Here is a 12316-nt window from a genome sequence, read left to right as displayed (position 1 = left end):
ATGCGATCGATGGATCCGCAGTTGGACAAACAGGAAATCGTCATCGTGGGGGCTGGTATCATTGGTGTTGCCAGTGCCGCCTGTCTTTCCGACGCCGGCTACCAGGTTATTCTCATCGACCGGCAGGGCATCTGCGAGGGTACAAGCTCGGGCAATGCCGGGGCACTGGCTTTTTCCGATATTTTGCCAATGGCCTCCAAAGGCATTCTCGCCAAAGTCCCCCGTTGGCTCATGGACCCCTTAGGGCCCTTCACTATCCGTCCGTCGTACTTGCCGAGGCTTACCCCGTGGCTCTACCGGTTCTGGCGGGCCAGCCGCGCCGATAACCTTGAGCGGACCGTGCAGGCGCAAGGCGCGATGATGCGGCTTGCCGAGCTGGAAATGCTCGGGTTGATGCGGCGTGCCGGAATTCACCACATGCTTCGTGAGAACGGATCTCTCGAACTGTATGAGAGCGAAGAAGAGCTCAACGCAGCGCTGCCGGGTTGGCAGGCTCGGAAAAACGCCGGCATAGCCTTCGAACATTTGCGTGGCGATGACCTTGCTGCGAGCCAGCCCGGCCTCTCGCCGCGCTTCGTCGCAGGCACGTTCGTGCCGGGATGGAAGACAGTCAGTGACCCGCAACATGTCGGCAAAGCACTGTGGGACCATGCGGCAAGTCTTGGCGCACAATTCATGCGAGGTGAGGTCGCCTCGCTCAGCGCCGATCGAGCCTCTACACAAGTGGTCATGACGAACGGCACCAAACTCACATCTGCGAAAATCGTTGTCGCCGCGGGTGCATGGTCCCACCAGCTGGCTCACATGCTTGGCGACAGCATTCCGCTTGAAACAGAGCGAGGTTACAATACGACACTACCGGCGAGTGCATTCGACTTGAAACGCCAACTAATCTTCTCTGGTCACGGTTTTGTGGTCACACCGCTTGATACGGGCGTACGCATCGGTGGGGCAGTTGAACTTGGCGGACTCACGTTGGGACCGAATTACAAGCGGTCGGAAGCCATGCTTGCAAAAGCGAAGCTGTTCATGCCCGATCTTGAAACGTCAGGCGGCAGGCAGTGGATGGGTTATCGTCCTTCCTTGCCTGATTCGCTGCCGGTTATCGGCTATGCAAGGGCAAGTAAAAATGTACTCTATGCATTTGGCCACGGTCATCTCGGCTTGACGCAAGCAGCTGCGACGGGTCGTCTGATGACTGATCTCATCGAGGGCAAAGAGCCATCGATTCCGATCGATCCATTTAGCCCGCAACGCTTCTGAGGAGCATCATGTCGCGCCATACCTTCTTCTGTGTCGATGGTCATACTTGCGGCAATCCCGTGCGGCTTGTCGCAGGCGGCGGGCCCACCCTTCATGGCGCGACAATGATGGAGAAGCGCGCGCATTTCCTCGATGAATTCGATTGGATCCGCACGGGCCTGATGTTCGAGCCACGCGGTCACGACATGATGTCGGGTTCGATCCTTTACCCGCCAACCCGTGAAGATTGCGACGTGGCGGTACTGTTCATCGAGACGTCAGGCTGTCTTCCCATGTGTGGACATGGAACTATAGGTACCGTGACCATGGCGATAGAGCACGGCCTGATAACCCCGAGGACGCCGGGCGTGCTGAAGCTTGACACGCCGGCTGGTCTCGTCGTCGCCGAATACACGCAGGAGGGCCAGAACGTTACCAGCGTGCGGATTACCAATGTGCCGGCGTTTCTTTATGCAGAGCAGCTTGAAGTCGAGTGCCCGGATCTTGGTACTTTGTTGGTGGATGTGGCCTATGGCGGTAATTTTTATGCAATCGTCGATCGGCAGGAGAATTTCACCGACATAGCAGACTTCCGGGCGCTCGATCTTATCGGCTGGAGCCCTGTCATCCGGAAACGCCTCAATGAAAAATATTCATTTGAGCATCCCGAGAAACCGGACATCAATGTGCTTAGCCATATCTTGTGGACCGGGGCTCCAACGCGTGCCGATGCGCATGCTCGAAATGCAGTGTTCTACGGTGACAAGGCTATCGATCGTTCGCCATGCGGCACCGGTACATCGGCGCGAATGGCCCAACTAGCCGCTAAAGGGAAACTCAACCCGGGCGATGATTTTGTACATGAGTCGATCATCGGTTCGCTCTTTCACGGCAGGGTGGAAGAGACAGTAAGCCTCGCCGGCAGGCAGGCCATCATACCGTCCGTGGCCGGATGGGCATGCATGACTGGCTACAATACGATCTTTATCGACGACCGTGATCCATTTGCCCACGGCTTTGTGGTTAAATGATCGGTTCTGTGTCACTGAGACTCGAGCTTGATCTAGGTACTTCGTCTAATTTCTCGCACCTGATGCTTATTTCTATTGTGTCAGCCGCAAAGTTTGGTGAAAATGTCTATTGAAGATGTGTCAGCAAATAGAGCATCCTTGTGCGGGGCAAAAAAGCAGTTGCTTTCTAATACGCACACGCTAGGTGTAAGGATATTGGGGTAACGGGAACCGGATAAAAAAACCGGATAAAAAACTTCCCAATAAATGAGGGGTATCGTTGCGATGGAGTATTTCATCCAGCAATCGATCAATGGATTGACGCTTGGTTCAATCTATGGGCTGATCGCAATTGGTTATACGATGGTCTATGGGATCATCGGAATGATAAACTTCGCTCACGGCGATGTTTTCATGCTTGGCGCCTTCATGGCGATGATCGTCTTCCTTGCCTTGACGACTTTCATAGGAGGTGTGCCGGTTGTTCTGGCGCTTCTTCTGATGATGATCGTGGCCATGCTGCTGACTGGCTTGTGGAGTTGGACAATCGAACGATTGGCCTATCGGCCGTTGCGCGGATCCTTCCGTCTAGCGCCGCTGATAACGGCGATCGGCATGTCGATTGCCTTGTCGAATTTCGTGCAGGTCACGCAGGGACCGCGCAACAAGCCGATCCCGCCGCTCGTCAACGGAGGCATCGGCATCTACGGAACGAACGTAACCATCGCCTACAAACAGATGGTCATCATCATCGTGACGGCGATCCTGCTTGCAGCTTTCTGGTATCTCGTCAACAGGACCACGCTCGGAAGAGCGCAGCGATCATGTGAGCAGGACCGGAAGATGGCGGCTCTCCTTGGTATCGATGTGGACAAGACGATTTCGATGACCTTTGTCATGGGCGCTATGCTTGCCGCAGTCGCGGGCACGCTCTACCTCATGTTCTACGGCGTCATTTCCTTTACGGATGGATTTACCCCAGGGGTCAAGGCTTTCACGGCCGCGGTTCTCGGCGGCATCGGCTCCCTGCCCGGAGCAGTCGTGGGAGGTTTGTTGATTGGTCTGATAGAGGCGCTGTGGTCTGCGTATTTCTCGATTGATTACAAGGACGTCGCAGCATTTTCGATCCTGGCGATCGTTCTGATCTTCCTGCCTTCCGGCATTCTGGGTCGGCCCGAAGTCGAAAAGGTTTAAAGTATGGCCGATACTCAAAAAACAGGACGGGAGTCCGTCTTCGCGAAAGCAGTGAAGGAAGGACTTCTCGCTGCTGCACTCGCATTGGGTTTGTTCTCCCTGATCGTGGGTTTTCGGACCGACCAGAACATTCGTAACGAACTGGTGCTCAACCAGCGGTGGGGACTTCTGGCGATCTTCGTACTTGTGGCTGGAGTGGGCCGTTTCTTGCTCACGGCCTATATCACACCGTGGAACGTAGCGCGAAACAAGAACAAACGGGCGGCAGTCGAGCGGGAACAATCGACCTTCCGGAAAAGCTTTCCGAAGATCGGTCTGGGACTGCTCCTCACCTATCCGTTCCTCGTGATTCTCATTCTTACCGCGTATAATGGTTCAATTATGGGAGGCCTTCAGGGCTCGCTCAAATATGTCGATAATTTCGGCATCCAGATATTGATCTATGTCATGCTGGCCTGGGGTTTGAACATTGTGGTTGGCCTTGCCGGTTTGCTCGACCTTGGCTACGTCGCCTTCTATGCCGTGGGCGCCTATTCCTATGCGTTGCTCTCGACGCATTTCGGTTTGTCGTTCTGGCTGTTGCTGCCAATGGCCGGTATCTTCGCAGCCCTCTGGGGCATCATGCTTGGCTTTCCGGTCCTGCGCCTGCGCGGTGATTATCTGGCGATCGTAACCCTAGCCTTCGGCGAGATAATCAGGCTCGTACTGATCAACTGGACCGTTGTCACCAAGGGTACATTCGGTATTTCCGGCATCGCGAAAGCGACGTTGTTTGGTATTCCTTTCACGCCGGGACCAACGGGATTTGCAGCACTCCTCGGCCTTCCAAATTCAGGCGTCTATTACAAGATATTTCTCTATTACCTCATTCTGTTCCTGGCACTCCTAACGGCCTGGGTGACCATACGGTTGCGCCGTATGCCGATCGGTCGCGCCTGGGAAGCCTTGCGCGAGGACGAGATCGCCTGCCGGTCGCTGGGCATCAACACGACGACCACCAAGCTTACGGCGTTTGCCACGGGTGCAATGTTCGGCGGCTTTGCCGGCTCGTTCTTCGCCGCTCGCCAGGGGTTCGTCAGCCCCGAATCGTTCGTGTTCCTCGAGTCGGCCATCATTCTTGCCATCGTGGTTCTCGGAGGCATGGGGTCGCTCGTCGGAATCGCAATCGCCGCTGCAGTCATGATTGGCGGCACGGAGCTGCTGCGGGAGCTGGAGTTCCTCAAGCGCATCTTCGGTAATGATTTCACTCCGGAGCTCTACCGCATGTTGCTGTTCGGCCTTGCGATGATCGTGGTCATGGTCTGGAAACCGCGTGGTTTTGTCGGAAATCGAGAACCCAGCGCCTTCCTGCACAAGCGCAAGATGGTGTCCAGCGAATTTACCAAAGAAGGCCATGGCTGATGGTTTCGGAAGTTCACAACAATCCCGCTGCAATCCTGCGTGTCGAGCGTCTCTCGATGAAGTTCGGCGGCCTCATCGCCATAAATGATCTGAACTTCGAGGCGAAGCGCGGAGCAATCACCGCGCTGATCGGCCCAAACGGCGCCGGGAAAACCACGGTGTTCAACTGTATCACCGGCTTCTACAAGCCGACCGAGGGCATGCTGACGATGACGCGCCAGAATGGTGAAGAGTATCTGCTCGAGCGAATGGCAGATTTCGTCATCACCAAGAAAGCCAAAGTTGCAAGGACGTTCCAGAACATTCGCCTGTTCTCGGGATTGACAGTTCTGGAAAACCTTCTGGTAGCCCAGCACAATCCGCTCATGCTGTCCTCGGGTTTCACCGTTCTCGGTCTTCTTGGTTTTCCAACATACAAAAAGGCCGCGGCGGATGCGATCGAGAAAGCGCGGTTCTGGCTTGAGAAAATAAATCTGGTGGATCGCGCCGACGATCCCGCGGGTGACCTGCCCTATGGCGCCCAGCGCCGCCTTGAAATCGCGCGGGCCATGTGTACGGACCCCGAACTTCTTTGCCTTGACGAACCGGCTGCCGGCCTAAACGCGCGAGAGTCCGCTGAACTGAACAAGCTTCTGCTCGATATCCGCGATGAGACCGGAACATCCATCTTGCTCATCGAACACGACATGTCAGTCGTCATGGAAATCTCCGATCACGTCGTTGTTCTCGAATACGGCACGAAGATCTCGGATGGAACGCCCGAATCAGTGAAGAACGATCCGAAAGTCATCGCCGCCTATCTCGGCGTAGAAGATGAGGAAGTTGTCGAGCTGATCGAACAGGCGGAAGCCGCGGGTGTCGATGATATTACTGCTGCGGTAGACCTGCTTTCAACAGAGGCGCTCCACGAGATCGAGGAGGCCCATCCGGAAATGGCGCCGACCGCGCTCATACCTGCGACGGGAACGCCCAAGGCAAAACGTGCGAGAACGGCAGTTGCAGGCGCGCCGGCCGCGAAGACCGCACCCGGTAAGTCCCGTGGCGCGCCTACACCTGCCAGGACCCCTGTCAAGCCAACCGGCGCAACAAAAGCGGGCGTCATATCCAACGCTCTTCCTGAGCCGCGGGGCGGCAAGGCAGACAAGCTGATCCTCATTCAGGGCATAGGACCGGTCAATGAGCGCAAGCTGAACGAGCATGGCATCTTCCATTTCGATCAGATAGCCGCCTGGAAAAAGGCAGATATCATCGCTGCAGAAATCTACCTTGATTTCGATGGGCGAATAGCGCGTGAAGACTGGATCGGGCAGGCCAAGAGACTGGCTAGGGAAGGCCGGACTCCTGCGCCAAGGAAGACCGGAGGGGCAAAATAATGTCGGAAAAGCAGGCCCTTCTCAGCGTCGAAAACGTGGAGACTTATTACGGCAATATTCGTGCCTTGAGCGGTGTCACGGTTCATGCGGATCCAGGTGAGATCGTCGCGCTGATCGGTGCCAATGGTGCCGGAAAATCGACTTTGATGATGACGATTTTCGGCATGCCTCGGGCCCGCACCGGACGTATCGTATTCGACGGCAAAGATATAACGCAGTTGCCCACGCACGAGATTGCACGGCTGCGAATTGCACAGTCGCCGGAAGGCCGCCGGATTTTTCCCCGCATGACAGTGCAGGAAAATCTTCAGATGGGTGCAAGTCTCGACAAGCTCGAATTCTTCGACGAGGATTCGCGTATGGTCTTTGACCTGTTTCCACGGCTGAAGGAGAGGATCAACCAGAGGGGTGGCACCCTTTCAGGCGGCGAGCAGCAGATGCTGGCAATCGGACGCGCCTTGATGGCGCGCCCGCGCCTGCTGCTGCTGGATGAACCTTCTTTGGGACTTGCGCCACTGATCATCAAGCACATTTTCGAGGCCATCAAGGAATTGAACAAGAACACGGGGCTGACTGTTTTTCTGGTCGAGCAAAACGCTTTTGGCGCGCTGAAGCTCGCTGATCGCGGCTATGTCATGGTCAATGGAATTGTGACGATGAGCGGGTCAAGCGCTGACCTTCTTGCAAATCCGGAGGTGCGCGCCGCCTATCTTGAGGGCGGTCGTCACTGACAAGAATGGACTTTCCACGGGACGTTCCAAGGGGAATACTGCCATGCAAGGCATTCTATACGAAGAACCTTCGATCTGGTTGTTCATACTCGTCACTTGCCTGATGGGAGGCTGGGCGGCGTGGATGGCGGGACGGGCATGCGCCAAGACGTGGCGACCGATTATTATTGTTGCATTTTATATGCTGTTGCTCGGGGTCGCCGTCCGCTTCATTCATTTCGCGCTTTTTGGCGGCACCATGCTGACGCTTCACTACTACATCGTCGACACGATCGTACTCACCGTCATCGGCATTCTTGGCTATCGCTACACCCGCACGAACCAGATGGTTCGCCAGTATCACTGGCTCTACGAAAAAACTTCTCCATTTGCCTGGAAGGAGAGAACGAGAGCTTAACCTATCTCGCTGGTGCGAAATGAATCAGCGTGACAACCGCCGGAAAATCGGCAAATGTAGTCTTCAAGCGATGAAAAAATTTATCGCGAGGGGTTTGGTAAGTACCTAAAAAAATGGGAGTTTTCAAATGAAGAAGTCACTGTTATCGGGCGTTGCGCTTGCTGCAATGCTCGTCTTGAGCGGCAATGCTTATGCCGATCTTCTGATTGGCGTTGGTGGCCCGTTGACCGGTCCAAATGCCGCTTTCGGCGCTCAGTTGCAGAAGGGCGCAGAAGCCGCGATCGCCGAGATCAACGCTGCCGGTGGCATCAATGGCGAGCAGGTCAAACTTTCGCTAGGCGATGACGTTTCCGATCCCAAGCAGGGCATTTCCGTAGCCAACAAGTTCGTCGCTGACGGCGTGAAGTTTGTTATCGGCCATTTCAATTCTGGCGTCTCGATCCCGGCATCGGAAGTATATGCTGAAAACGGTGTTCTCGAAATTACGCCAGCGGCGACAAATCCGGTTTTCACCGAACGTGGTCTTTGGAACACTTTCCGCACCTGCGGCCGCGATGACCAGCAGGGCATTGTAGCGGGCGGCTATATCGCCGAGAAGTTCAAAGACGGCAAAGTCGCAGTGGTGCATGACAAGACACCATATGGCCAGGGTCTCGCCGACGAAACCAAGAAGGAACTGAATGCCAAGGGCGTCAAGGAAGTTCTCTACGAAGGCGTGAATGTCGGCGATAAAGACTTTTCCGCTCTGATAGCCAAGGCGAAGGATGCAGGCGTAACTGTCCTTTACTGGGGTGGTCTGCATACGGAGGCTGGTCTGATCATGCGTCAGCTGGCTGATCAGGGCCTGAAAGTGCAGTTTATCTCCGGCGACGGTATCGTATCGAACGAACTCGCTTCGATCGCTGGGGACGCTGTTGCTGGAACATTGAACACGTTCGGCCCCGATCCGAGCAAGAACCCCGCCAATAAGGAACTAGTCGAGAAGTTCCGTGCGCAGGGCTTCGAGCCCGAGGCATATACGCTTTATTCCTATGCCGCAGCCCAGGTCATCGCTGATGCAGCAAAGGCCGCCGGGTCGAACGATCCTGAAGCCGTTGCGAAGACGATGAAGGAAAAAGGCCCGTTCAAGACTGTTCTTGGCGATATCGCCTTTGACGAAAAGGGCGACCCGAAGCTTCCCGGCTATGTCATGTACGAGTGGAAGAAGGGCGAAGACGGCAAGTACAGCTATTTCCAGCAGTAAGCTGCCCACCTGAAACAACACAAGAATGCCCGGCTTAGTGCCGGGCATTTTGCTATTGGACATTTAGACATCTTATGTTCAATATGCCTCGTTTGCACTGCAGCAATTCTCGGAATTGCCCAGCCAATCCATTTTAAAGAGCATTTCGCTGTCTGGAGTTTCTGCCTTGCCTATCAAGAAAATTCTCGTCGCCAACCGATCGGAAATTGCCATTCGCGTCTTCCGCGCCGCTAATGAGCTTGGCATGAAAACCGTCGCGATCTGGGCGGAAGAAGACAAGCTGGCATTGCACCGCTTCAAGGCAGACGAATCCTACCAGGTGGGGCGGGGTCCGCATCTCGCAAAAGACATGGGTCCGATCGAGAGCTATCTGTCGATCGAGGAAATCATCCGCGTTGCGAAACTCTCGGGTGCGGACGCTATTCATCCCGGCTACGGTCTTTTGTCGGAGAGCCCAGAATTCGCCGAAGCCTGCGGTGCGGCTGGTATCATTTTCATAGGGCCAAAGCCGGAGACCATGCGCCGCCTCGGCAACAAGGTCGCCGCGCGCAATCTGGCGATTGACATCGGTGTTCCGGTTGTTCCCGCCACGGAACCGCTGCCCGAAGACATGGAAGCTGTCAAGGCGATGGCCGAACAGATTGGTTATCCGGTCATGCTCAAGGCCTCATGGGGCGGCGGCGGCCGCGGCATGCGGGCGATCTTCTCTCCGGGCGACATTGCTCGCGAAGTCACCGAGGGCAAGCGTGAAGCCAGGGCCGCATTCGGAAAGGATGAAGTCTATCTCGAAAAGCTGGTGCAGCGTGCAAGGCATGTGGAGGTCCAGATTCTCGGCGATACACACGGCAATGCGGTGCACCTGTTCGAGCGTGACTGCTCCATCCAGCGTCGCAACCAGAAAGTCGTCGAGCGGGCTCCAGCGCCATACCTGAATGAAGCTCAACGCAAGGAGATTTCCGACTACGGTCTGAAGATCGCCAAGGAAACCAGCTATATCGGCGCGGGGACCATTGAGTTCCTGATGGACTCCGACACGAACGAGTTCTATTTCATCGAAGTCAATCCGCGCATCCAGGTCGAGCACACGGTCACCGAGGAAGTGACGGGCATCGACATTGTCAAGGCTCAGATCCGGATCCTCGAGGGAGCGGCGATCGGCACGCCGGAGTCGGGCGTGCCTGAGCAGAAAGACATCAAGCTGAATGGGCACGCGTTGCAGTGCCGTATCACCACGGAAGATCCCGAACAGAACTTCATTCCGGATTATGGCCGGATCACAGCCTATCGCGGCGCCACGGGCTTCGGCATCCGGCTCGATGGGGGAACAGCCTATTCCGGTGCGGTGATAACGCGCTTCTACGATCCGCTGCTGGAGAAGATTACGGCTTGGTCGCCAACAGCCGACGAGACGATCCACAGGATGCATCGCGCGCTGCGCGAGTTCCGTATCCGCGGCGTTGCGACCAACCTGACCTTTCTGGAAGCAATCATCACGCACCCGAAATTCGTTGACAATTCCTATACGACGAAGTTCATCGACACGACGCCGGAGCTCTTCGAGCAGGTCAAGCGGCAGGACCGTGCGACCAAGTTACTGACCTATCTCGCCGATGTAACGGTCAACGGGCATCCGGAAACCAAGGGTCGCGCAACCCCTCCGAAGGAAGCCGCACTTCCACGCGTTCCATTTATCGAAACCGCTATTCCAGATGGCACGAAGCAACTTCTCGACCAACTCGGGCCGAAGAAGTTTGCGGGGTGGATGCGAAACGAAAAACGCGTGCTATTCACCGACACAACCATGCGCGATGGACACCAATCGCTGCTCGCAACGCGTGTAAGGACCTACGACATTGCTCGTATTGCAGGTACCTACGCACGCGCCTTGCCGCAGCTGTTCTCGCTGGAGTGCTGGGGCGGCGCTACCTTTGACGTGGCGATGCGGTTTCTCACCGAAGATCCGTGGGAACGGCTTGCGGAAGTTCGGGAACGAGCACCGAATATCCTCCTGCAGATGCTCTTGCGCGGCGCAAACGGTGTTGGCTACAAGAGCTACCCTGACAATGTCGTCAAATATTTCGTGCAACAGGCAGCACGAAGCGGGGTGGATGTTTTCCGCGTGTTCGATAGTCTCAACTGGGTCGAGAACATGCGCGTTACGATGGATGCGGTCCTCGAGGAAGACAAGCTCTGCGAAGCTGCGATTTGTTACACAGGTGATATCCTTAACTCGGCTCGACCCAAGTATGATCTGAAGTACTATGTCGCCCTTGCACAACAGGTGGAAAAGGCCGGGGCGCACGTCATAGCCGTGAAGGATATGGCGGGTCTTTTGAAGCCGGGAGCTGCGAAGGTCCTCTTCAAGGCGCTGCGCGAGGCGACCGACTTGCCGTTGCATTTTCATACGCATGACACATCCGGCATTTCAGCGGCCACCGTGCTTGCTGCGGTCGATGCAGGCGTTGACGTGGTAGACGCTGCGATGGATGCTCTCTCCGGCAATACGTCACAACCGTGTCTCGGCTCGCTCGTTGAAGCCTTGAAGGGTACGGACCGGGATCCGGGTCTCGACCCCGAGTGGATCCGCCGCATCTCCTTCTATTGGGAAGCAGTGCGCACGCAATACGCGGCGTTCGAAAGCGATCTAAAGGGCCCTGCGTCGGAAGTATATCTGCATGAAATGCCTGGTGGTCAGTTTACCAACCTGAAGGAGCAAGCCCGTTCGCTTGGGCTCGAGACCCGTTGGCATGAAGTGGCGCAAACCTACGCCGACGTGAATCAGATGTTCGGAGATATCGTCAAGGTGACGCCGTCTTCCAAAGTCGTCGGCGACATGGCTCTAATGATGGTCAGTCAGGATCTTTCAGTTGCTGATGTTCAGAGTCCGGACAAGGATATTGCCTTTCCAGATTCAGTTGTGTCGATGATGCGGGGTGATCTCGGTCAGCCGCCGAAGGGTTGGCCCAAGGACATTCAGAAGAAGATCCTGAAGGGCGAAAAAGCGTTTACCGAACGTCCCGGCGCTCTCTTGAAGCCTGCCGACCTTGATGCCGAGCGCAAGGAAGTCGAGGCAAAGCTGGAGCGGAAGATCAGTGACCAGGAATTTGCTTCCTATCTCATGTATCCGAAGGTGTTTACGGATTTTGCGGTCACGCACAACACTTACGGGCCCACGAGCGTTCTGCCGACGCATGTCTATTTCTATGGACTGGCGCAGGAGGAAGAGGTTTTTCTCGACATCGAGCGGGGGAAGACCCTTGTTGTGCGCAACCAGGCTGTCGGCGAGGCGGACGAGAAGGGCATGTGCACGGTATTTTTCGAGATGAATGGTCAGCCTCGCCGTGTGAAAGTACCCGATCGCTCGCGTGCCGCCAGTGGTGCCGGCGTACGGCGCAAAGCGGAACTCGGGAACGACAAACATGTAGGCGCGCCAATGCCCGGGATTGTCTCGACGGTAGGTATCGCAGTCGGTCAGAAGGTCAATGCGGGGGACGTTCTGCTCTCTATCGAGGCCATGAAAATGGAAACGGCGCTACGGGCGGAGCGCGACGGGACGGTCAGCGAAGTGCTTGCTCGTGCAGGTGATCAGATCGATGCCAAGGATCTGTTGATCGTATATGAGTAAGCAGCAGCCGCATCTGGAACGATGTTGATGGAATATGCAGGCGGGCGAGGATGCTCGCCGCAGTAAGGATTGAACAAAAACTGTGAGTTGACATCGGGTT

9 protein-coding genes are annotated in these 12316 nt (G+C 55.9%); all 9 read left to right on the top strand.

What is annotated here, in order from left to right; all coding sequences use genetic code 11:
* Nucleotides 1-9 precede the first annotated feature (9 nt).
* The 9 genes from CU100_RS00330 to pyc all read left to right on the top strand — a co-directional run bounded on the left by CU100_RS00330 (nucleotide 10) and on the right by pyc (nucleotide 12216).
* Nucleotides 10-1263: an NAD(P)/FAD-dependent oxidoreductase gene (locus tag CU100_RS00330; RefSeq protein WP_407070281.1), complete on the top strand. Its 1254-nt coding sequence runs from the start codon at nucleotides 10-12 to the stop codon at nucleotides 1261-1263.
* An 8-nt stretch (nucleotides 1264-1271) separates the two neighbouring features.
* Nucleotides 1272-2273 (top strand): 4-hydroxyproline epimerase, encoded by a 1002-nt coding sequence (locus tag CU100_RS00325; protein WP_106714588.1) that lies wholly within the window; start codon nucleotides 1272-1274, stop codon nucleotides 2271-2273.
* A 264-nt stretch (nucleotides 2274-2537) separates the two neighbouring features.
* Nucleotides 2538-3446, top strand: coding sequence for a branched-chain amino acid ABC transporter permease (locus CU100_RS00320; protein WP_106715902.1), 909 nt, complete (start codon nucleotides 2538-2540; stop codon nucleotides 3444-3446).
* A gap of 3 nt (nucleotides 3447-3449) precedes the next feature.
* Nucleotides 3450-4847 (top strand): high-affinity branched-chain amino acid ABC transporter permease LivM, encoded by a 1398-nt coding sequence (livM, locus tag CU100_RS00315; RefSeq protein ID WP_106714587.1) that lies wholly within the window; start codon nucleotides 3450-3452, stop codon nucleotides 4845-4847.
* Nucleotides 4847-6220, top strand: coding sequence for an ATP-binding cassette domain-containing protein (locus tag CU100_RS00310; protein WP_106714586.1), 1374 nt, complete (start codon nucleotides 4847-4849; stop codon nucleotides 6218-6220). Before livM ends, CU100_RS00310 begins: the two co-directional genes overlap by 1 nt.
* Nucleotides 6220-6951: an ABC transporter ATP-binding protein gene (locus CU100_RS00305; protein WP_106714585.1), complete on the top strand. Its 732-nt coding sequence runs from the start codon at nucleotides 6220-6222 to the stop codon at nucleotides 6949-6951. Before CU100_RS00310 ends, CU100_RS00305 begins: the two co-directional genes overlap by 1 nt.
* A gap of 43 nt (nucleotides 6952-6994) precedes the next feature.
* The gene (locus CU100_RS00300; protein WP_106714584.1) at nucleotides 6995-7348 is read left to right on the top strand and encodes a DUF6867 family protein; all 354 of its coding nucleotides are present in this window, start codon (nucleotides 6995-6997) and stop codon (nucleotides 7346-7348) included.
* A 127-nt stretch (nucleotides 7349-7475) separates the two neighbouring features.
* On the top strand, nucleotides 7476-8591 hold the full coding sequence (locus tag CU100_RS00295) for a branched-chain amino acid ABC transporter substrate-binding protein (RefSeq protein ID WP_106714583.1): 1116 nt from the start codon (nucleotides 7476-7478) through the stop codon (nucleotides 8589-8591).
* Between the two features lie 166 nt (nucleotides 8592-8757).
* Nucleotides 8758-12216, top strand: a complete 3459-nt coding sequence (gene pyc, locus CU100_RS00290) for a pyruvate carboxylase (RefSeq protein WP_106714582.1) — start codon at nucleotides 8758-8760, stop codon at nucleotides 12214-12216.
* The last annotated feature ends 100 nt before the right edge of the window (nucleotides 12217-12316 follow it).

It is taken from the genome of Phyllobacterium endophyticum, assembly GCF_003010935.1.
GTDB classification, from domain to species: domain Bacteria; phylum Pseudomonadota; class Alphaproteobacteria; order Rhizobiales; family Rhizobiaceae; genus Phyllobacterium; species Phyllobacterium endophyticum.
Note: the sequence above shows the minus strand (reverse complement) of the source record. Positions and strands in the feature narration are given on the sequence as shown.

Bases quoted from the DNA above. Each gene is read 5' to 3' on its own strand.
- CU100_RS00330 (WP_407070281.1), top strand. From the start codon at position 10: ATGGATCCGCAGTTGGACAAACAGGAAATCGTCATCGTGGGGGCTGGT.
- CU100_RS00325 (WP_106714588.1), top strand. From the start codon at position 1,272: ATGTCGCGCCATACCTTCTTCTGTGTCGATGGTCATACTTGCGGCAAT.
- CU100_RS00320 (WP_106715902.1), top strand. From the start codon at position 2,538: ATGGAGTATTTCATCCAGCAATCGATCAATGGATTGACGCTTGGTTCA.
- livM (WP_106714587.1), top strand. From the start codon at position 3,450: ATGGCCGATACTCAAAAAACAGGACGGGAGTCCGTCTTCGCGAAAGCA.
- CU100_RS00310 (WP_106714586.1), top strand. From the start codon at position 4,847: ATGGTTTCGGAAGTTCACAACAATCCCGCTGCAATCCTGCGTGTCGAG.
- CU100_RS00305 (WP_106714585.1), top strand. From the start codon at position 6,220: ATGTCGGAAAAGCAGGCCCTTCTCAGCGTCGAAAACGTGGAGACTTAT.
- CU100_RS00300 (WP_106714584.1), top strand. From the start codon at position 6,995: ATGCAAGGCATTCTATACGAAGAACCTTCGATCTGGTTGTTCATACTC.
- CU100_RS00295 (WP_106714583.1), top strand. From the start codon at position 7,476: ATGAAGAAGTCACTGTTATCGGGCGTTGCGCTTGCTGCAATGCTCGTC.